Source organism: Syntrophomonas sp. UBA5494, from assembly GCF_002426325.1.
Genome location: NZ_DIPG01000097.1, coordinates 20,751 through 41,597 on the forward strand (window position 1 = coordinate 20,751; position 20,847 = coordinate 41,597).

Sequence of the window (20,847 nt, forward strand, 5' to 3'; positions counted from 1 at the left end):
AACAGGGGTCTTAGCGCTCTACCCGGAGCAATCCGGCGCAGGGCAATATATCTATGCCCCTTTTCTGCAGCTCATCCAGAAACAGATTCATTCCCAGCGAATCGCTGGCCATATGTCCGGATATGATGACATTGATATGATGGTCTTTGGCCGCCTGGCGATGCTTGTCAGTCATATGCATAGATATCACAGTGCCTATCCCGGCTTGAGCCAACTTCTCGTAGGATTTTTCCGAGCCACCGGTTCCCCCGGTCATTTTTATGAATATCTGTCCGGCCCGGCGCTTTTTGTCTCCGGCCAGAATGCGCGGGCCGGCTTTTAAACGTCGGGCCATCTGAAACTCGGGAATAGTCAGCAGGAGTTCTAAGACATCCTCCACACTGCGGTAAGCGTTACTGGCAAACAGTTGCTTCAGATAGTGATTTACCAGGTTGTCGGCCGGGGAATGCACGCACATAAACGGTATCCCCAGCAAACGGGAGGCATCAACCGCCCGCTGGTGGTTTACCGGCATCAAGGTGCGGTGTACCTCTGCAATGCGCGCCTCCATGATGCCTTCGGCTATGCTGATGGGCACGCCGGCCTGGGCCAGCATATCGGCTTGAACATGCATTACCTGGTGCAGAGCAGCCTGGGCGATGCCTTCGGGATGGTGGGCAATCACCGCATCAATACGGCGGCCGTTTTTCCTGAGCTGATCGGCCAGCAGGATTTCCGGGGTTTCGATGTCGATTCCGGTCATGACCGCTTCAACCTCTTCGTCCCCGCTGCCCTGCAGGATGCGGGTATCGCCGTAGGGATTGGATAAGGCCTCGGTATCATAGTACTCCTGATCGCTGCTTTTTAACGCTTCATAAGCCTTGGCCTCCCGCTCCAGGCAGGCATTGATTTCATCTCCGCGCGGATCATATCTTTTCCCCAGGCTGACGGCCAGTTCATATATCTCTTTTAACTTCATCTTTTGACCACCCTTCATCTAATGCGCTTAAAAAAATGCGTTTCCATTATATCACAAAGCCATCTATCGGGCCTTTAATGCTTTATTGATTTCGTCCAAGCGGCTGGATAAATCTTGCAGCTGAGCCTCCAGCTTGCTGAAGGCCTGGGGAAGGGACAATTCCGGTTCGCCTTGCCAGTTGGGTTTCTCCTGTTCTTTGAAAAAATTCTTCCGCGTCAATCCCACTTTGGTCAAAACCTCATTACGCGGGGGAGCATATACTCCCAAATCCCTTTTGGTGAGAGGCTCATCCCCGCTGCGCAGTATAACGCTAAAACCTCCGCAGGATTCAAGAACCCCTTTTTCCACCATGTCAATATCGGGAATCCCTTGTTTGCGCAGTTCCTGCATGAGGTCATCGACATTGAATTTCTCCTTGGCCAGATTCTCTTTGATAATGCGGCCGTCTTCTATCAAAACTACCGGGGTTCCGGTGATAAGATTGGACAGCTTCTGGTTTTTCAGTCCCAGGTAACACATCAGCCATTCCAGAAAAGCCAAGGTGCCAAGAACTCCTACCCCCTCGATGAAAGGTATACTCTGGTCCAGGGCGATGGAAACCACGGTGTGACCCACCCCGGTCATGACTACGAAATCAAAAGGCCCCAGTTCACCCAGAGCCCGCTTGCCCAATACCCTGACCATGATCAAGGCCATAAAATACATCACCGCAGCGCGGAATGCATAGCTTAACATTGCTCCGACCTCCTTAAGCCCCGGATACCTTATTATTGCGCCGAGTCCCAAGGGTTTATTCTCCGGGGCGGGGAGATGTCATGAAGTTAAACCGGGAAGCAGTGGTGGTTTGTTTGAGGAGAAGTGGTGAAAAACGGAATAGAACCCGGGGGATCAGGACCGAAAATAGTCCAGAACCTCTTTAAGGCTCCAGGTATTGATTACATCCGCGGCCTCAACCCATCCGCGGCGGGCGTTGAAGATGCCATAGCGCAGCAGGTCCATTTCCCCCTGGTGATGGGCGTCGCTGTTGACCGCGATCTTGATGCCCAGCGAAACAGCCCTGCGGGCCACATCTTCGTCAATGTCCAGGCGGCTGGGGTGTGAATTGATTTCCAGTACTTTATGGTGCTGGGCGGCCGCCTGGAGAATCCGCTCAAGATCAAGTTCATAGCCTGAGCGTTTGTTGAGCATCCTCCCGGTGAGGTGTCCGATTATGTCCACATGAGGATTCTCGATGACCCGCAATAAGCGCCGGGTCTGCTCTTTCCGATCCAATCTGAAATGGCTGTGAATAGAAGCTATGACTACATCCAGCTGCTCCAAATCTGCGTCGCTGAGGTTCAGACTGCCATCCTTGAGGATGTCCACTTCAATGCCCCGCAGAAGACGCAGCCCCGGCTGTTGCCGGTTGAGACCGTCTATAACCCGGGCCTGCATACTCAGGCGTTCCGGGTTCAATCCCCCGGTACTGGGCAGGGATTGACTGTGATCGGTTATAGCCATATATTCATAACCCCTTAAACGGGCCGCCTCTGCCAGAACTATAAGATTTTCGAAGCCATCGCTCCAATTGGAATGCACATGCAGGTCGCCTTTTATATCCCGCAGCTCAACCAGTTCCGGCAGGCGCTTTTCCCGGGCGGCTTCGATCTCGCCCCGGTCTTCGCGTAATTCAGGCGGAATATAGGCCATATCGAGGTACTGGTAGAGCTGGGTTTCGTTCTGGAAGGAGGTCGGGGGAGCTGTTTCTAAACCTTTCAGAATATGATTGCGATGGGCTTTGGAGCCGGTGGAAGTCAGAAGATGGCAGGCAAATTCCCGGGGCTGGACCAGAATGATTTCAAAAGGAATGCGATGGGGCAGATACCCTGCGATGCGGTCAGTTTCCCGCGCATGCAGATCGATGCCGGAAAAATCAGCCAGGGCCTGCGCCACCTTACTGCCGTCCGGGCAGCCTGCTAAAATATCCACATCACTTACCAGAGCTTTACCCCGGCGCAGACTGCCAACTATCTGAACCTGGGTCCCCGGCAGGCGGTGGTGAAGATGTTCTGCTAATTTCTCGGCCAGGGGCAATGCCAGTCCGATAGAATATTTGCCCCCGCTTTGATTGCTTGCCACTTCCAGGTTGGTCATGAGTTATCCCATCCTATTTTTACGCTCCTCTTCCATGGCTCTTACCAGTTCGTCATAGTCTTCCTGCAGCTTGTTTAATTCGTCCGCCAGGTTGAGGGCTGTCAGTACTGCCACCTTGGTACTGGAGAGATTGGGATTACGCTGATAAATCATGCGCATGCGTCTATCGACATAGGAGGCCAGCATCTGTATGTATTCAGGATCTTCTTCTCCTCTTACCACATAGTCTTCGTTAAAAATCGATACCGTAACTTTCGTAATTTGGTTTTTATTGTTCAAGCAGCTCACCCCTCATTTTAAGGTCAATATTTGCTGTTTATTCTCTGTTAAGGCGGGTTTTTCCTGCCGCCGCTCCCAGGTCAGCCGCAATCCTATTGCGGCAGTTCACCGCCGGTTTCAATTTTGTGAGGCAAGGTAAAGTAGAACGTAGCCCCGCGGCCCAGCTCACTTTCCACACCCAGCTTGCCGTTATGATGTTCCACCAGATGTTTGACGATGGATAAGCCCAGGCCAAAACCTCCGGTGTCTCTTGATCTGTCTTTATCAATCCGGTAGAAGCGTTCAAAGATGCGCTCCTTCTCCTGCGGAGGAATTCCCTCACCCTGATTGCTCACCGTGACTTTGACCTCTTCAGGCTGGTCTTCAACCGTGATCACCACCGGGGTATTGGGGGGGCTGTATTTGACGGCATTGTCCAAGAGGTTGAGTATCACCTGTACGATCAATTCTTCATCAAAATCCACCATCAGTGGCTCGGTCGGCTTATTAAAATCCACCCAAATCTCCTGCTCGTGATCCCGCCGCGACATGGAAATGGATTTCTCGATTATTTCGGATATATCAAGGGTTTGCAGGTGCAGCTGTAAGCGACCGGATTCAATCCGGGACAGTTCCATCAATCTGCTGATAAGGCGCTGCAGACGATTGGCTTCATCGTAAATAACGGCCGATTTTTGCCGGATCTGTTCCCGGTCCATACCCTGGCAATTCATCAGGTTTTCTGCATAGCCGGTGATAGTGGTTACCGGAGTTAAGAGTTCATGGGAGATATTGCCCACAAAATCCTTGCGCACCCTTTCCAGCCGCTTCAATTCGGTAATATCGTTGAAAATGGCCAGAGTGCCTTCTTCGCGGCCATATAGGCCAGCCCTTAGCGGCACCACATTTACCTCCAAGAGTCGGTCGAGATGGCTGTGGAATTTGATCTCACAACGCACCGGCTGGTGAGTGGTGCGCACCTTATCGATGAGATCGATTAAAGTATAGTTTTGAATGACTTCGGAATGCTTTTTGCCCAACTCTTCGGGACCAAGCCCCAGTATCTTTGAGGCTACCCGATTCATATAGGTTACTCTGCCGTACTGGCTCACCGTAAAAATACCGTTTATCGTAGTGTCTAAAACCAGGGCCAGGCGGTTTCTTACCGATGAGATCTCAATAAGGTTATGCTCCAGGGTCTCTGCCAGTTCATTGATTGACTGCCCCAGATGATGCAGTTCATCCGATGGCAAGAGGTGTATGCGCTGGCGCAGGTTGCCTTGGGCCATGTTGTCTACCCCGGCGGTTATGATTTCGATTGGCCTTGACATCTGGGCCGCAATCCAGATGTTTATGAGGGCGGCCACAATACCTACCGCGACGGTTGCCAGCACCATGGTTAAAAGGAACTTGTCCATAGAAGCGTCAAAAGAACCGCGCTTGATCACCATATTCAAAATCACACCCATGGCCGCCATCACGGCAACAATAAGCAAGAGGTAAAAAAGGGTCAAACGTCGTTGAAACAGATTGGGCATTACTACCTCCTTAAATTTAAAAGGCAGCGCGGTTTTTCCTCCTTAGAGCCGTCGGCAGGAGTTCGTACCGATCACAACCTCGTATCAATCATCCCCAGATGGGAAGGGGACTATAAAATAGTTCCTAACGCCGGCATTTATTCCCCTGCAGCCGTTTTTAATGCCATCCATTGCTAAACGCTTGGCCAAACGTGAAAGAGCAAACCGGCTGATTATATTCTGCACCCGCTTTCCATCTTGAGTCAAACCCGGTTTAAAACCTTTGGATTGTTCAATCTTTAAACCAGCTGCCTCCGATGAATTCGCGCAGTATGGAGTTAGGCGGAACAAAATTGTCTGGCGCGGGGCGGAAGTAGCTCAAGAATTTCAACAGGGTGGTGGCCTCCACATATTCCCGCATATCCGGCTTGATTTCGGCAAGCAGCGGCTCGATATAGGGTTTCAATATGGCTAATTCATAAACCAGGGAGGAATTGAACATCACATCGGCATTTTCCTGAAAAGGGAAGATATTGCGTTCTTCTCCCCGGCGCACCGAGCGCCATCTTCCCAGGGTCTCCAGCGCGGAGTATCCCCTGACCCGGTTGTCCCTGACAATCCGGCGGATCAGCCGGGAATCGGTGGTGGGGATGCGGTTGCTATAATCAATATTCAGCTGTGTCAGAGCGCTCACATAGATGCGGAACTTCTGGCGCGGGGGCACACTGAAGGTGAGCCCTTCGTTTAAGCCGTGAATCCCTTCTATTATTATTAATTCCCCGGGAGGCACCTGCAGCCTGCTGGCCCGGCTCAGACTCCGGCCAGTCAGAAAATCGTAACGCGGTATTTCCACCTCTTCACCGTCGATCAAACGGCACAGGTGTTCATTGAAGAGATCCAACTGCAGTGCTTCCAGGGCTTCGAAATCATACTCACCATTTTCATCCCGCGGGGTCAGATCCCGATCCACAAAATAATTGTCCATAGAAATGCTCACCGGACGGCGCCCGTTGACCCTCAACTGAATCATGAGGCGATTGGCGAAAGTAGTTTTACCTGATGAAGAGGGTCCGGCTATGGTCACCAGTCTGATCTCCGGATTTGAACAGATCTGATCGGCAATGTCCGCAATTTTCTTTTCATGCAGAGCCTCGTTGATCATTATCAAATCCCTTAAACCGCCCTCCCGGATAATATCATTGAAAGCGGCTACATGGGGCGTACCCAGCATCACTGCCCATTTCTTGGCTTCCTGATAAATATTGAACAGCTTGGGCAGGTCGGAAAATGGCCGGATGCCGTCCGGGTTGTATACATCGGGGGTCTGCAGGATCATTCCGGGCGGGTAATTCAACAGCCGGAAACGCTCCAGATCGCTGGTGCGCGGCAGCATATAGCCATAGAAATACTCATAGTAGCCGTCAAGCTCATAAATGTGCACTGTGGCCTTGTCACGATATTCGAGCAGCCCCACTTTATCCAGCTGGCATTGCCGGGCATAGATGCGCCGTGCTTCTTCGCGGCTCACCACCCGTTTCTCAATGGGTAAGTCCTGAACCACATATTCCCGCATACGCTTCTGAATTTGTTCTATATCCCGGTCGCTTAGAGGCTGATCCTGGAGCTCGCAATAGAGGCCGTTTGACAGTGAGTGCTTGACGATCAGTTCGCTGTGAGGGAACAACTCCCGGCAGGCCTTAATGAGCATAAAAACAATACTGCGCCGGTATATTCTGGCTCCGCTCTCGCTGCTGGTATCTATCAGTTCTATATCGCAGTCTTTATCCAGGACGAAGTTCAAATCCTCAAGCCGATTGTCGATAATCACTGCCGCTACCTGATGCGAAACCCGGTCTTTCAAGAGGCCGACCAGATCCCCGGTGGTGCTTTCCTTAGGGATAATATAAGGGCCTAAGCCCTTTACGTTAACCTGAATATCATAGCTTTTAAAGCTGGAAATGGCCATAATGACCCCCCTCCTCACAAACCCGTCTACCCCTCATTATAATACAATTCGGCCTGATTGTGGTCATCATCGCAATTTGCTGGATTCGGTAAGGACAGGGCGTTTTGTTGAGAGAGTGAGAAGCAAGAGGGCCCCCGCTCTCCCTGCCCGCAGTAAAATAAAAGAGGGCCTCTAGCCCTCTTTTTCACGGCGGATGCTGTCCTGGTGAACCGTGCCTGTTTTGGTTAATATATTATATTCTCTGAACCTGATTTACTTTCCTTCCGGCAATATTTTCTATGTCTTATTAATCAGGCCTCCCGGAATCTGTGGCAGGCGGCCAGTAAACCCCGCATGACGATTGTATAACGATTGGGGACCGTCCCCACAATCGTAATCTCCTATCCTAGCGCAGGGCAGCTTGTAGCCGGGTCTGTACATTCTGACGGACGGCATCCATTTCCGCATTTACTTCCGCATCTGTCAGGGTCCGGTCATAGGACTGGAAGGTAAGGCGGAAGGCCAGGCTCTTGTAGCCAACCGGCACCTGCTCCCCGGCGTAGACGTCAAACAAAGTGACCTGTTCCAGAAGCCCGCTGGCCGCTTCCCGAATGACCTGCATGGTTTCAGCCATGGTTCTGGACTGTTCCAAAAGCAAGGCCAGATCCCGTTCAACCGCAGGGTACCTGGGGATCTCGCGGGATTCAATCCGCTGGCTGCACCGGGCATAGAGTTTATCCAGGTCCAGTTCCATGGCACAGGCCCGCTCTTTAATACCATAGGCCTCCAGAATTGCGGGATGAAGCTCGCCCAGTACCCCGATCCGCTCCCCGTTACAGGAGACGGCTGCGGTGCGGCCCGGATGGTAACCGGGAGCCTCTGCCGCGGCAAAGCTGACTGCGGGGCAGCCCATCTCCTCTAAAAGGATTTCGGCCATGCCTTTCAAATAGTAATAATCCATTTCTATATCATGCTTCATCCAATTGATCTGGCTGCGCCCGCAAACTATGGCCCCCAGTTTAAGATTTTCAGCAGGCAGTTTCTCCTCGCCGGGATAAAAAACCGTACCGGTTTCAAAAAAAGACAAGTTCAGGTTTCTCCTGGCCAGGTTGGTACTGAGGCTTTTCAACAAGCCCGGCAGCAACAGGGTGCGCATCACACTCTGCTCTTCGGAAAGCGGGTTGGCAATGTTAACCGTCCGGCGCAAGGGGCTGTCTTCAGGCATCATAATCTGCTCGAAGGCCGTCGGGTTAATGAAGCTGTAATTGATGACCTCATTGAAATAACGAGCCATCACCGCTGTGACCTGGCGGCGGAATTGCTGGTAGGGATTCAGCCCGCCGCGGCTGGCATCCCGGGACAGAGTGCTGGGGATGTTGTCATAGCCATAAAGCCTGGCCACCTCTTCAATTAAATCCGCTTCCAGGTTTAGATCCACCCGGTAGCTGGGTACATGAACCAATAGCTGCCCGTCCTTTTCATCGAAGGGTAGACCCAGACAATTCATATATCCCTTTATGGCCTCGATGCTGATATCGGTTCCCAGAAGATGATTGACCCGTCCGGGACGCAGCAGTATTTCAACAGGAGCCGCCACCTGCGGGTAGCAATCGAAAATTCCTTCGACAACTTCGCCCCCGGCCAGATCCTGCAAGAGCTGAGCAGCCCGGTCCAGCGCATAGATGACCCCATTGATATCCAGGCCTTTTTCAAAACGCATCGAGGACTCGCTGCGCATGGCCAATTTCCGAGCGGTTTTGCGGATGTTGGTCCCCAGGAAATTAGCCGATTCCAGCAATACATCGCGGGTATCATCATTGATTTCGGTGTTTAAGCCCCCCATTACTCCGGCCAGGGCCACCGGTCTTTCCCCATCCGTGATCACCAGCATATTGCTGTCCAGACGCCTTTCCAGCTCATCCAGGGTGGTAAAAATCTCACCATCTCTGGCCCGGCGCACCACAATCCGCGGCTCCGGTCCCAGGAGCCTGTAATCGAAAGCGTGCAGGGGCTGATTGGCCTCCAGCATTACATAGTTGGTGACATCCACGATATTGTTGATGGGGCGAATCCCTGAATTGATGAGGGCCTCCTGCATCCAGGCCGGCGATGGCCTGATCACGCAATTCTTCACCAGGCGGGCGGTATAGCGGGGGCACAGAACCGGGTCTTCAATCTCCACCTTGATGTAATCCTCTATATTCTCGGGTATTTCCCGCAAAACAATTTCCGGAATCTTCACCGGCTTGCCGGTCAGGGCTGAAATCTCCCGGGCCAGGTTGATCATGCCCAGGCAGTCGCCCCGGTTGGGAGTCAGATCCAGATCCATGATTATATCGCTGCCGCTTTCCTCCAGGCCTTCTACCAGTATTCCTGCCATGGAGAGACGGTGGGCGATAACTTCGGGTTTCTCTTTGATATCCACATATTGTTTGAGCCAGTTTAATGATATTCCCATCCTGTCACCTCCTAAAATTGACGCAGAAATCGGTGGTCGTTATCGAAGAACAAGCGCAGGTCGTTAATGCCGTATTTCAGCATGGCGATGCGCTCCACCCCCATGCCAAAAGCAAAGCCCGTAACATGATCGGGATCATACCCCCCGTAACGAAGCACATTGGGGTGAACCATACCTGACCCCAGAATTTCCAGCCAGCCGGTGTGAGAACATACCCGGCAGCCGGATCCTCCGCACATCACACAGGAGATGTCCATTTCGGCGCTCGGCTCAGTAAAGGGAAAGAAGCTGGGGCGGAAGCGCACCCGTACATTGTAGCCGAACATCTCCTGGGCGAATAGCATCAGGGTTCCCTTGAGATCGGCAAAAGTGATGTGCCGATCGATTAACAGCCCTTCCACCTGCTGGAACATGGGAGAATGGGTGGCGTCATCGTCTTTGCGGTAGACTTTGCCCGGCACCACGATTTTAACCGGAAGCTGCGGAGCCATCTTTTCCATGGTGCGCACCTGAACCGGCGAGGTGTGGGTTCTGAGCAAGACATCTTCATCTATATAGAACGAATCCTGCATATCCCGGGCAGAGTGGTCTTTGGGGACATTTAAGGCTTCAAAATTATAATAATCCAGTTCGATTTCCGGTCCTTCGGCAACAGCGAAACCCATCCCGTTAAAGATCTGCACTATTTCTTCATTAATGCGGGTGAGCGGGTGCTTGCTGCCTCTGGGCAGGGCCACCCCGGGAAGGGTAACGTCAATGCTCTCCTCTTGGAGCCGTTTCTGCAATTGTAACCCCTGCAGCTCTTCAGCCCGATTCTGTATGAGCTCCTCCAATTGGGCTTTGACTTCATTGGTCCGCTTGCCTACCCGGGCGCGCTCTTCGGCCCCCAGATCTTTCAGGCCCCGCAATAACAAGGTTATATCCCCTTTGCGGCCCAGCATTTTAACCTTGAGCTCGTTTAAGGCTTCCAGGTCGGCCGCCGCAATCAGCGCGGCTTCAGCCTTTTGAGACAACTGTTCCAGTCTTACCAGCATACCGATTATCGCCTCCTCCAGAAAATAAAAAAGCCTCGTCCTACAGGGACGAAAGCACAGTTCCGCGGTACCACCCAAATTAGCCGGACCAAGGCCCGACTCACTTACCCTGCCTGTAACGGGGCACCCCGGTATAGCCTACTCTATTTTCAGCCCACAACTCCCAGGTGAATTCGCATGCCTTTACCCTCAGTCCGGCTCTCAATCGCCGACCGGACCTCCCTGTCGGGAGTACAACAAGCTACTTGTCCTGTTCCTCGTTTATCATATTATTGGGTTACCATCATCTTATACAAGAGGTAATATATAATGCAACCTGACACCTCAAAAAGGCGCCACAGATCGTCAGCTTGCGTCATCACTAACCCTTCACCCCTCTTTGTTAAAGCTAGGGCCCAACTAGGGCTATTATATCACACCAACCCTGGTAAGACAAAGGGCTCCCGATAAAAGCGGCTATTCCAGCTTTTACTTAGAATAATGCCGCATGCCACTGCGGCGTTGAGCGAGTCAACCCCGGCCCGGCAGGGGATGGCCACCATTTCATCGCAAAGGGAAGCCACCTCGGGACTTAATCCCCGGGCCTCGCTGCCGATAACCACCGCCAGCGAGCCCTTGAAATCGGCTTCATAAACCGAAACGGCGCCTCTTGCGGCGGCGCCGCACAAACGGTAGCCGCGGGCTTTCAACTCCCGCAGCTGGGAAATTTGGATCCCCTCCAGCAGAGGAACATAGAGGGTTCCCCCCATAGCACTGCGCACCACTTTCTGGTTAAATGGATCCACGCATCCGGCGGTCATTAAGACGGCATCAACTGCAAATGCCCAACATGTTCTGATTATTGTGCCGACATTGCCGGGATCGCTGAGCTGATCCAGAACCACCACCAGCCCGCCCGGTTTGGCCGCCTGATCAAGGGAGTAAGCGGGCTTCGTCATCACCGCTGCTATTCCCTGCGGGTTTTCGGTGTCGCAGATCAGTTTCATAATGCCTTCATCCACCGCATACCAGGAGAGGTTTGGATACTGCGCTGCAAAAGCCTGGTACTGCTCCCGGCGTTTCTTGGCCACCAGCAGACACACCGGCTGCTGCCCGCTGCTCAACGCTTCTTCCACCAGGTGCAGGCCCTCCAGAATATACCTCCCGGTCTGATCCCGGTATTTTTTGTGTTTCAGTCTGGAGATTTCTTTGATCAGGGGATTTTCTTTGGAATTTATTTCTTTCATGTCTTCCCCCCGGATAAATGCAAAATGCTAGGACCTCGATTTTTCTACGACGCCACGCCGGTGTGGCGAAAGGATGACAAAAGGGATGCTCCTTTATTGTCATCTTTTTGTCGCATAAAACACAGAGGCTGTTCCTTAGTCTAACCAATGGAACAGCCTCTTGATTCTTTATGTGTTATTTACCGATACTCTGCTTGGCCACTTCAGTCAAGCGGGTAAAGCCCTGCGGGTCGCTGATGGCCATCTCCGACAGGATCTTGCGGTTGATTTCCACCCCGGCCACCTTCAGGCCATGCACCAGACGGCTGTAGGAAAGACCGTTGTTGCGGGCTGCAGCGTTGATGCGGGCTATCCACAAGCGGCGGAAATCCCGCTTTTTCAAACGGCGGTGAATGTATGCATACTGGCCGGATTTCATGACCTGTTCATTGGCAACCCTGTACAGTTTGGATTTGCTGCCCCGGTATCCCTTAGCCAGCTTCAAAATCTTTTTATGTCGCTGATGTGAAGTCACACCACGTTTAACTCTCGGCATTTCTTACTACCTCCCGTATAGATTATTGAATCAGTTTGGCGATGCGGCTGGTCTCAGCTTTGCTGACCAGGCCGGCTTTACGCAGGCCGCGTTTTCTCTTGGGGCTCTTGTCCCCGAGCAAATGGCTGGCATAGGCTTTGGAGCGTTTTATCTTACCACTACCGGTTTTCTTGAATCGCTTGGCAGCTCCCCGGTGGGTTTTCATTTTCGGCATTTATGCTTCCTCCTTTTTGTCGATCTCAGCTTTAGGTACAAAAATGGTGGTCATATTTCTACCTTCCACTTTGGGGCTCTTTTCTACCGTGGATATATCCGCTAAATCCTCAGCAAGTTTGATACAGAGTCTCTCGCCTAGCTCCGGGTGGGTGATCTGCCGTCCCTTAAACATGATAGTCAGCTTGACCTTATCACCAGCCATCAAGAACTTCCTGGCGTTCTTGGCCTTGGTATGAAAATCATGATCCTCGATGTTAGGTCTCATCTTGACTTCTTTCACAGAAATAATCTTTTGCTTCTTGCGCGCTTCCTTGTCGCGCTTATTCTGTTCAAACTTGAATTTACCATAATCCATGAAACGGCACACCGGTGGTTTGGCCGACGGCGCTACCTCAACCAGATCCTGATTCTTCTGCAGCGACATCTCCAAGGCTTCACGGATGGGCACAATCCCAAGCTGTTCCCCAGTTTCACTGATGAGCCTAACCTCTTTGGCCCGGATTTCCTCGTTAACTCTCCAATCCTTACTGATAAGAAATTCACCTCCACAAAAATATAAGCGAGCACAAGGCTCGCTTCTTATACGCCCGGGTTTGCTGAACTCAAGGCTCCGGCAAACCATTACGATTCGTATAATACCTTACGAACCACAGTTGTAAGGTGAGAAGCAATGCTCCTGCTTGATACGCCAAGAATTATATCATAACCAGAAATGCCCTGCAAGGCTTTATCTGATAACTTTTTCCTCTATTTCTTGTTTAATGGCCTGTATAAATTCTTCAACTCCCTGGCTGCCCAGGTCGCCATCCTTACGGTGCCTTACTGAAACGCTTCCGGCTTCGATCTCTTTATCCCCCACCACCAGGAGGTAGGGGATCTTCTGCAGCTGGCCTTCACGGATCTTGTAGCCGGTTTTTTCACTGCGCAGGTCGGCCTCCGCCCTCAGTCCGGCCGCTTTGAGCCGGGACAGCACCTGTACGGCATAATCGTGATGCCGGTCAGTGATGGGCAAAATCCTGACCTGCACCGGACTCAGCCAGGCCGGGAAAGCCCCGGCAAAGTGCTCGGTGATAATGCCGATGAAGCGCTCGATGCTGCCGTAAATAACGCGGTGGATCATCACCGGGCGGTGCCTCTCGCCGTCCTCACCGATATAGGTGAGATCAAAGCGCTCCGGCATTTGGAAGTCCAGCTGAATGGTGCCGCACTGCCAGGTTCTGTCCAGCGAATCCCTGAGGTGGAAATCTATCTTGGGGCCGTAAAAGGCGCCGTCTCCAGGATTGATTTTGTAGCTCATGCCCTTTTCCTGCAGGGCTTGTTCCAGGGCGTTGGTAGCCACTTCCCAGACCTCGTCGGAACCCATAGACTTTTCGGGTTTGGTGGATAATTCCACATGGTAAGGGAAGCCAAACAGGCCGTAAAAGCGGTCGATCAGGTTTATGACCCCTTTGATCTCGTCTATTATCTGCTCGGGCAGCATGAAAATGTGGGCATCATCCTGAGTAAAGGCGCGCACCCTCATCAGGCCGTGCAGGACTCCGGAGAGTTCATGACGGTGCACCAAACCCATTTCGCCCATGCGCAAGGGCAGTTCCTTATAGCTGTGCAGACTCTGCTTATAAGCCAGGAGCCCGCCCGGGCAGTTCATGGGTTTGACTGCATAGTCCCCCTCATCGATCTTGGTGAAATACATATTTTCCTTATAATGATCCCAGTGCCCGGAGCGGTGCCACAGCTCTTCACTCAGAATTATCGGGGTGCGGATCTCCTGGTACCCGGCCAAAGCATGCTCCTGGCGCCAGAAATTCTCAAGCTCATTTCTTATAATCATCCCCTTGGGGAGAAACAGCGGGAAGCCAGGACCTTCATCGACTATGACAAACAGGCCCAACTCCCGTCCCAGTTTGCGGTGGTCGCGCTTTTTGGCCTCTTCCAGTTTGTACAGATAATCATCCAGCTGTGCTTTTTTGGGGAACGAGGTGGCGTATATGCGCTGCAGCATGGCATTAGCCTCACTGCCGCGCCAGTAAGCCCCGGCCAAACTCATCAGCTTGATGGCTTTGATCTTCCCGGTAGAAGGCACATGGGGGCCGGCGCAGAGATCCACAAACTCGCCCTGCTGGTAGAGGCTTATCAAAGCATCTTCCGGCAGATCCTCAATAAGCTCCACTTTGTAGTCTTCGCCCCTTTCTTTAAAAAAGCGGATGGCCTCCTCGCGGGGCATTTCTTTGCGGATAATGGGATAGTCCGCTTTGATGATATTGTTCATTTCCGCTTCAATGGCGGCAAAATCCTCGGGGGTAAAGGTATGAGTGCTGTCGAAATCATAATAAAAGCCCTTGTCGATGGCCGGGCCGATGGCCAGCTGTGTATCCGGCCACAGCCGTTTGACCGCCTGGGCCATGATATGTGAAGAGCTGTGCCGATAAACATCCTGACCGGATTGCTCTTCAAAGCCCAATAGCTCTAAAACCCCATCTTCATGCAGGGGCCGGTTCAAATCGGTAAGGCTGCCGTTGAAACGGGCTGCCAGCGATTCTTTGGCCAACTTCTTGCTAATACTTTCAGTTGCCTGCAAAAGGGTGGTTCCTTCTGGAAACTGCCGTTCACTACCGTCTTTTAATTTTACTGATACCATTTTTCAAATACCTCCTGCCTGCAATCTGTCAGCGTGGAAAAATTAAAAGGATGGCCACCTGAACTAAACCTAACAAGAAACCCAGGACGCCACCTAATATCTCGATAAACCTCAATTCGGTCTGGGATACCTGACGAATCATCACTTCCAGTTCATTGAGTTCAAAAGCGTTGATCTTATCCTCTACCATCTGCTTTACGCTGATCTCGGCGGTAATGGATGCGCGGCCGCTTTCGATCGCCTGGCGGATTATACGATCAGCTTCCTGGCGCACGATTTTCTCCAGGCTTTCCTCGATCAACCGGTACAACCTGTCCGGGGTGATGCGCAACAGGGTCGTACCCAGCCGCTTTTTTAGAGCCTGCACTACCTCGTCCAAAATGCGGTGGCGCAGTTCCGGGGTGTCAACACTGTCAAAGAAGTCATCCATGGACAAGAGCCGTTCTTCAACAATCTCCCCGATACTGCTGGCGATATCCCGGTGCCGCTTGGGGAGCACTCCCTGCATTTCAAAGAAAACCAGGTTGACCGGTTGCCTGGGCCAGAAAAGCATCTTGATGGCAAAAACATTGGTAATATATCCAATAAAGGCGCCGATCAAAGGGATAGTCAATAGCTGCAAGACTCATAGGCCACCTTACTGTTTTAAACAAATATAGCAGATTTCCCGGGCAGTCGCAATAAAGAGGGATTGGGGGCGGGCCGGTAAGTTTGAGGCCGGGGGCTTAAGTGGTTAAGGATTGCGCAGGCCGGCTTCATGGCCCTGCAACTGTCCGCAGCGTTCGCACCCCTGGCAGGTGACGATGCGGTCTTGAAATACATTGCGGATCATAGTCACAGATTCCTTGGGGGGCAGCGGACTGCTCTCATGAATGACTATGCGCCGGGGGGCAACGGTTACTAAAATACTGACCAGGACATCATCGAGGTCGATTTCCTCTGACAGCATATCCTCGAGGTAGTAGTTGATATAGTTTTCATCGATTTTGGTTCCGGCGCTGTCCCACAGGTAGAATACGCCATTATTGCTCATCATAAGGTTTACCTCCTGTACCTTGGGGGGCTGAGTTTCCACGAAATAGCGCAGGAGGTTCACGAAGTCATTATATTCCTTCTCATTGCGCAGTTCCTCGATGGCGACTTCTACGGCGAATTTTATTTCAGTCAGGTAATCCTGCATCCAAAAAGTGATAAAGCCTTCCACCACCAGTTGGGGCGCGTCCTCGATATAGCCCATAATCCGGTTGGCGATGCGGCTCTTGCGGCCGAAATTCATGAGCAGGTTCAAGCTCTCGCTGGAGTGACAACATTTGATGAATTCCTCGGCTTTGCCCAAAAGACGGTTTTTATCATCAGGAGACAACGAACGACAGGTGCGCTGTATTTCACGCCATAACAAACGTGATTCCCAGGCGGTAACGATATGCTCAGCAATGGCTTCAGCCAGCTGGTGCTTACAGATGTAGACGATATCGCCGGTGTGAAAAACGTCCTCATCCCGGCCGCTCTCATGCAGTCTGAAGATCATACTGTCCATGTCTGCGTCCAGATGTTCGGAAATGATCTCTACCTGGTAACCTCGCTGTTTTATCCACTCCAGCCGCTCGTTGATCAATTCCCCCAGGCGGTTATTTGCCCGTATGGTAATAACCTGCAATTCGTAAACCATAAATGGCCTCCTACTTAAAAGTTAGTCTATTTATATGTTTGCCAAAATTTCATTATTCAGTAGCAGGTCCGATGTTTCATAGTGTTAATGCTGGATATGACTGTATATAAAGGGGTTTTTTATGAATGATTGGTTGGCGCTAAGGCCGAATGAGATGTGCCGGCGGATTTGAGAAGCAGCAGAAAGACAAGAAAAACACCGGTTTGCTGGTTGCACCGGTGCCTAATGTAAAAGACCCACACATTAAACGTCGCTGATCACTGCCCGGGTGATGTTGTTGAGGTCTCCCCACAGGTTAACCCGAGGTTTTTCATAAACAGGTTTCATGTTCATCAACCTCCCATATTAAAGAGTTGCACCTATGTGATCCCAGTCACTCGCAAACAATCTCCCGGGGGTTGCGCGGGAAGTCTTTATCGATTACCTTCCTATACCTTCCTAAATAGGAGCAGACGGAGAAACCCCAGCGGTTTTTTCCTGCAGATTGCCGTGAACGATTACCTGCGGTTTTTCATAGTTGAGCTTCATCAAATAACCTCCCCAATATTTATTACCCAAATAACGCCTCAAAAAGTTTCCTGTAAAAGAAAATTCCAGATGTTTTACTTATATAATAATTATTCTACCCCAAACCAGATGGATCAGCGGTATTTTTCTGCAAGCTGTCGTGAACGATCACATGCGGTTTTTCATAGGCAAGCTTCAATTCTCTCCCCCCCATCATCCAATTATTACTATTATAGATTATAGCAAAATGTCCGGTCCTGCAAAGCATAAATTACATCTCCCCCGCCGCAAACCATATGGAATTAAGCACGCAAAGTCGCTATCAAGCGGTTGCGATTGATCAATAGATCTAAAGCATCAACCACATTGTTGACCAAAATATCCGCTCGGCGTATAGCTTCCGCCGCACAGCCTTCGTTGTTTATCACTGCTATGCCCAGAGCGGCGTCTTGCAGCATGTAAATATCATTGTACCCATTGCCGATAGCTGCCGTATTTCCCCTCCCCAATTTGTACAGGTAATCCTTCTTGTCCAGGCCTCCTTGAGTGGAATCAACCCGCTTAAATCGGGTTCTTAATTCAGATGCCACAGCAACCCCTCTGCCAAAGGTGTCTGCCGTTAGAAGGTGAATACTCAGTAAATCTTTTAGCAGTTCGACGCGCTCTTTAACGCCTGGTATTAATATTCCATCCACGGTTAACGTCCCATTAACATCTAATAAGAGGTGAGTGAGTTTCAATAAACCCCTACCGGGGATGTCCACTTCCAGCAAATTTCTCCCTCCTCGAATAGCCAGGTGATTTATTTAATTTCAAACATCGCCCTTCCCGCATATTGTGCGGCATTGCCCAGCTGCTCCTCAATACGAAGCAGCCGGTTATATTTTGCCACACGATCAGACCTGGCCGGTGAACCTGTTTTAATCATGCCCGCATTAACAGCAACGGCTAAATCAGCAATAAACGAGTCTTCTGTTTCGCCTGATCTATGGGAAATCAGAGTCCGGTAACCAACTTTCTTAGCCATTTCAATAGTTCGATATCATCCGATGCAGGTTTTTTTCTACTTCCATATTTATTTGCTTTTTAAAATACCTTAAAAACAACGGCCTGAACATAAACATAGGAAACAAGAACCATAGCATATCCAAATGCATGTCAAAGGACCTGCTAATGGATACATCGGGCTTCGCAATGGCCCTCTGACTAATTTCCCACTGTTCAGATCTGATAGCGGCACCCAATACCCTTTCCAAATTTGCGGTCAATCTTTCGCGAAAAGATTTCAAATAAAAGGTAAAATGTTTTCTGACGGCGGCGATCAATTCATAACTTTTCTCTTCGTTAAGTAATATTTCTTTAAGTTCCATGATTAATGAGTTTTTCATCCAGGTTTCATATTGTCTGGCGACTTGAAAAAGATTGCCCTCCCAATGGGCAGACGCAGAATCATATCGTTCAGTTAAATTTGTTACTATGGAAACGCGATAGCTGTCCAGATATTGGCGCATGCTCTCCCGTGTCTTTTCTTTATAGCTCTGCGTAATCAAGAGCAATTCCTGACGGACAAATGCGCTATTAAGGTGTTCGTCCAAGATAATGTCTTTCAAGCGTTGTCTTTCCGATTCCATTTTTAGTGATGCGGTGTAAGCGATATCCAAATACGATATATAACTTTGTGCCAGCGATGAAGTCTTGTGCTTCAGTATCTTGACAAACACTTCATCACGACTTGCAGCCATAGGCAATAAGGCCTTTTCCATAATAGTGCGGTTAAAAACCCCAGTGTTCTGCAGTATCGAATAGTGCATAATAGGAAACCCGCGGCCGAGTTCCTGTTGGAGGATTGCAGATGTAAAACTTTCAATTTCCCTCAATTTTGCTTCGCTATATAAATCTGTCTTGGTCATTATCAGATGTATTTCAGGCGTATACAGGAAGATTTCTTTAAGCAATTCTAATTCATTTTCTGAAACAGGCCTTTCAGCGCTTATCAGTATAAATGCCCCTCCTGTTTCGGGGAACCATGCGGCGGTAGTCTCTGTATTGTGTCTCCAAATACTCCCCGTTCCTGGTGTATCGACCAACCGGATTTTTTTCATGTTTACCATAGCAGGCGTCTCAACATCCACTAAAATAACATTCTTCTGATTTTTGGGGTTTTCCGATTCCGATACATATAATGCCACTTCTGACAGTTCAATGGTTCGATGGCTTCCACCGCTAAATGTCACAGTAGCTTTGGGACTGCTGCCATAATGTATCCGCGTAATGACTGAGGTAACCGGGAGATCACCCGTAGGGAGTATGTTTTGCTGCAGAAGGCCGTTAAGAAAAGAGCTCTTCCCTACTTTAAACTGACCCAAAACAGCCACATCTAAATAGGTATTCTCCTGGGCAAATTTTCTGATGCTTCCTATTGGGCTCATTAATGAGTTCAAGCCCAACTCTTCAGCGCCGGTTTGAATCTCATTAAAAATATTGTGCAGTTCGCGGTTATACTTCGTTTTTGTTGGTACTTTTATCCCCGCATCCATAGTACTACTCCTTTTTTGGCCCTTTTACCAGTAATTGGCGCAGCGCCAGGACTTTTTAAGAAAATAAAAGGCGCCTGCCCGAAGACAGGAGCCATTAGCTGTCGCATTTTTGGCATTACGCCTGGTGAGCTCCATCACCTATATTTGTATTAGTTAATATTTATCTTACCATCGGGATTTTATTCAAACAACCATTATAATTTAAAATCCAAAATATTATCAGCAGCCGGGAAGAAGCATTGATGAAGCTTTTTTATCCTTTTAATTGGGCAAATTCCATCTCTGTCATCAATGGCAGCAGCTGCCGAAAATCAAGGTTTGTCCCCAAAACTGTCCCCAGAGCCAAATAGCCCCCGCAAAACAAAATAAAAAATCCCGAAATTTTTTTCGGGAGTGCTTTTATTGCGGTCTGCAGTGAGAGTATATATTTTCCGGGGGGGCGGGTTGAAAAGGGGGAGTCGTTTTAGAGGTTTTGCAGATATCTATACATATCTTCGATTGACTGAAATTTCAATTGTTCTTTTGCAATCCTACAGGCCAGTCCTGGTCCCAATGTCCCTTTGTGGTCGGGGTGTATAGTGGCTGCGCGTTTAATGCCGTCGCCCCCCACGCCTTTCCATATATTGGTCTTTCCTTGTCTTTCCATACCTAAGCCAGTGCAGATTTTCTGAATATCTTTCCAGGTGAAGGAATATCCCATTATTCGATATGTTCTCCTAAGCCTAGCATATTAACTAGATCGCTACGATTACTGCATCTTAAAACCCTCCGCAGATACCAGTAATGGCTGTTACTTGGATTGTTCTTGCTTAGGAAGAAGGGAAGGTCGTCAAAATATACTAAAGCATACTCCTGGATATTATCTAAAAAATTTTCAGCTGCTTCTCTCTGGGTTCTGCCAATACCAAATGTATTTGTTTCCTTATTCCAAAGTGAATACGAGTCCCCTCCTTGTCCCGGAGTGTCAACCCATTCAAAAGAAAATGTCTTTTCCTCACACAGGGAGTCAATCAAGAAGGTGGCAATCATGGAAACTGGCTGGTCATCCCTGCGTTTAGCATCCTCTAATAGAATCTCCTTCCCTTGTGCCGCCTCATGCCGTAAACTGCTTAATTTATTTCTAGCATCACTGATTGTATATACTGGCATTTTTATTCCTCCCAAGTTTATATGCCTCCATTCTATCATATATATGGCTATAATAGCCATATGCAAC

General features: G+C 50.1%; 19 protein-coding genes, 1 pseudogene, 1 riboswitch and 1 other annotated feature. All 20 genes and pseudogenes read right to left on the reverse strand.

All coding sequences use genetic code 11. The features are described 5' to 3' along the window. Window positions 1–10: 10 nt before the first annotated feature. Window positions 11–958 (reverse strand): NGG1p interacting factor NIF3, encoded by a 948-nt coding sequence (locus B3W37_RS10670; protein ID WP_483170216.1) that lies wholly within the window; start codon window positions 956–958, stop codon window positions 11–13. 63 nt (window positions 959–1,021) lie between these two features. Next, complete coding sequence (locus B3W37_RS10675; RefSeq protein ID WP_481038207.1) at window positions 1,022–1,693, reverse strand: YetF domain-containing protein; 672 nt, start codon at window positions 1,691–1,693, stop codon at window positions 1,022–1,024. Between the two features lie 153 nt (window positions 1,694–1,846). Further along, window positions 1,847–3,091, reverse strand: coding sequence for a DNA polymerase/3'-5' exonuclease PolX (locus tag B3W37_RS10680; RefSeq protein WP_483175723.1), 1,245 nt, complete (start codon window positions 3,089–3,091; stop codon window positions 1,847–1,849). A 3-nt stretch (window positions 3,092–3,094) separates the two neighbouring features. Beyond that, the gene (locus B3W37_RS10685; RefSeq protein ID WP_481038205.1) at window positions 3,095–3,370 is read right to left on the reverse strand and encodes a cell division protein ZapA; all 276 of its coding nucleotides are present in this window, start codon (window positions 3,368–3,370) and stop codon (window positions 3,095–3,097) included. Window positions 3,371–3,462: 92 nt separating this feature from the next. Next, window positions 3,463–4,887, reverse strand: coding sequence for an ATP-binding protein (locus B3W37_RS10690; protein WP_481038204.1), 1,425 nt, complete (start codon window positions 4,885–4,887; stop codon window positions 3,463–3,465). A gap of 271 nt (window positions 4,888–5,158) precedes the next feature. Continuing rightward, window positions 5,159–6,832, reverse strand: a complete 1,674-nt coding sequence (locus B3W37_RS10695; RefSeq protein WP_483175725.1) for a uridine kinase family protein — start codon at window positions 6,830–6,832, stop codon at window positions 5,159–5,161. A 385-nt stretch (window positions 6,833–7,217) separates the two neighbouring features. Next, window positions 7,218–9,269, reverse strand: a complete 2,052-nt coding sequence (pheT, locus tag B3W37_RS10700; protein WP_483175727.1) for a phenylalanine--tRNA ligase subunit beta — start codon at window positions 9,267–9,269, stop codon at window positions 7,218–7,220. Between the two features lie 11 nt (window positions 9,270–9,280). After that, the gene (gene pheS, locus B3W37_RS10705) at window positions 9,281–10,303 is read right to left on the reverse strand and encodes a phenylalanine--tRNA ligase subunit alpha (protein ID WP_483175729.1); all 1,023 of its coding nucleotides are present in this window, start codon (window positions 10,301–10,303) and stop codon (window positions 9,281–9,283) included. 41 nt (window positions 10,304–10,344) lie between these two features. Next, window positions 10,345–10,570: a binding site (T-box leader), on the reverse strand. A gap of 146 nt (window positions 10,571–10,716) precedes the next feature. Then, the gene (locus B3W37_RS10710; RefSeq protein WP_483175731.1) at window positions 10,717–11,529 is read right to left on the reverse strand and encodes a TrmH family RNA methyltransferase; all 813 of its coding nucleotides are present in this window, start codon (window positions 11,527–11,529) and stop codon (window positions 10,717–10,719) included. Between the two features lie 175 nt (window positions 11,530–11,704). Next, a complete protein-coding gene (gene rplT / locus B3W37_RS10715; RefSeq protein WP_481038199.1) occupies window positions 11,705–12,064 on the reverse strand; it encodes a 50S ribosomal protein L20 in 360 nt (119 codons plus the stop codon). Between the two features lie 22 nt (window positions 12,065–12,086). After that, entirely contained in the window at window positions 12,087–12,278 is a 192-nt protein-coding gene (gene rpmI / locus B3W37_RS10720) for a 50S ribosomal protein L35 (RefSeq protein ID WP_481038198.1), read from the reverse strand. Further along, complete coding sequence (infC, locus tag B3W37_RS10725) at window positions 12,279–12,812, reverse strand: translation initiation factor IF-3 (protein WP_481043130.1); 534 nt, start codon at window positions 12,810–12,812, stop codon at window positions 12,279–12,281. A 195-nt stretch (window positions 12,813–13,007) separates the two neighbouring features. After that, window positions 13,008–14,918, reverse strand: coding sequence for a threonine--tRNA ligase (gene thrS, locus B3W37_RS10730; RefSeq protein WP_483175733.1), 1,911 nt, complete (start codon window positions 14,916–14,918; stop codon window positions 13,008–13,010). 28 nt (window positions 14,919–14,946) lie between these two features. Next, window positions 14,947–15,531: a DUF445 domain-containing protein gene (locus tag B3W37_RS10735; protein ID WP_483175735.1), complete on the reverse strand. Its 585-nt coding sequence runs from the start codon at window positions 15,529–15,531 to the stop codon at window positions 14,947–14,949. A 120-nt stretch (window positions 15,532–15,651) separates the two neighbouring features. Continuing rightward, a complete protein-coding gene (gene ytxC / locus B3W37_RS10740) occupies window positions 15,652–16,587 on the reverse strand; it encodes a sporulation protein YtxC (RefSeq protein ID WP_483170149.1) in 936 nt (311 codons plus the stop codon). Window positions 16,588–17,025: 438 nt separating this feature from the next. Continuing rightward, window positions 17,026–17,115, reverse strand: coding sequence for a lasso RiPP family leader peptide-containing protein (locus B3W37_RS10745; RefSeq protein ID WP_483175737.1), 90 nt, complete (start codon window positions 17,113–17,115; stop codon window positions 17,026–17,028). 281 nt (window positions 17,116–17,396) lie between these two features. Continuing rightward, a complete protein-coding gene (locus B3W37_RS10750) occupies window positions 17,397–17,858 on the reverse strand; it encodes an HAD family hydrolase (RefSeq protein WP_483175746.1) in 462 nt (153 codons plus the stop codon). Window positions 17,859–17,896: 38 nt separating this feature from the next. After that, window positions 17,897–18,127 (reverse strand): annotated as a pseudogene (gene eno, locus B3W37_RS10755) (phosphopyruvate hydratase); the annotation flags it as partial. Further along, the gene (locus B3W37_RS10760; protein WP_483175739.1) at window positions 18,123–19,631 is read right to left on the reverse strand and encodes a dynamin family protein; all 1,509 of its coding nucleotides are present in this window, start codon (window positions 19,629–19,631) and stop codon (window positions 18,123–18,125) included. The gene B3W37_RS10760 and the pseudogene eno, both read right to left, overlap by 5 nt. 78 nt (window positions 19,632–19,709) lie before the next feature. After that, a riboswitch (Fluoride riboswitch) is annotated at window positions 19,710–19,779 on the reverse strand. Between the two features lie 551 nt (window positions 19,780–20,330). Then, a partial coding sequence (locus tag B3W37_RS10765) for a hypothetical protein (protein WP_483175740.1) occupies window positions 20,331–20,847 on the reverse strand: 517 nt, incomplete at its 5' end.

Coding starts and splice junctions, on each gene's coding strand:
- B3W37_RS10670 (WP_483170216.1), bottom strand. CDS start 958: ATGAAGTTAAAAGAGATATATGAACTGGCCGTCAGCCTGGGGAAAAGA.
- B3W37_RS10675 (WP_481038207.1), bottom strand. CDS start 1,693: ATGTTAAGCTATGCATTCCGCGCTGCGGTGATGTATTTTATGGCCTTG.
- B3W37_RS10680 (WP_483175723.1), bottom strand. CDS start 3,091: ATGACCAACCTGGAAGTGGCAAGCAATCAAAGCGGGGGCAAATATTCT.
- B3W37_RS10690 (WP_481038204.1), bottom strand. CDS start 4,887: ATGCCCAATCTGTTTCAACGACGTTTGACCCTTTTTTACCTCTTGCTT.
- B3W37_RS10695 (WP_483175725.1), bottom strand. CDS start 6,832: ATGGCCATTTCCAGCTTTAAAAGCTATGATATTCAGGTTAACGTAAAG.
- pheT (WP_483175727.1), bottom strand. CDS start 9,269: ATGGGAATATCATTAAACTGGCTCAAACAATATGTGGATATCAAAGAG.
- pheS (WP_483175729.1), bottom strand. CDS start 10,303: ATGCTGGTAAGACTGGAACAGTTGTCTCAAAAGGCTGAAGCCGCGCTG.
- B3W37_RS10710 (WP_483175731.1), bottom strand. CDS start 11,529: ATGAAAGAAATAAATTCCAAAGAAAATCCCCTGATCAAAGAAATCTCC.
- rplT (WP_481038199.1), bottom strand. CDS start 12,064: ATGCCGAGAGTTAAACGTGGTGTGACTTCACATCAGCGACATAAAAAG.
- rpmI (WP_481038198.1), bottom strand. CDS start 12,278: ATGCCGAAAATGAAAACCCACCGGGGAGCTGCCAAGCGATTCAAGAAA.
- thrS (WP_483175733.1), bottom strand. CDS start 14,918: ATGGTATCAGTAAAATTAAAAGACGGTAGTGAACGGCAGTTTCCAGAA.
- ytxC (WP_483170149.1), bottom strand. CDS start 16,587: ATGGTTTACGAATTGCAGGTTATTACCATACGGGCAAATAACCGCCTG.
- B3W37_RS10745 (WP_483175737.1), bottom strand. CDS start 17,115: ATGAAGCTCAACTATGAAAAACCGCAGGTAATCGTTCACGGCAATCTG.
- B3W37_RS10760 (WP_483175739.1), bottom strand. CDS start 19,631: ATGGATGCGGGGATAAAAGTACCAACAAAAACGAAGTATAACCGCGAA.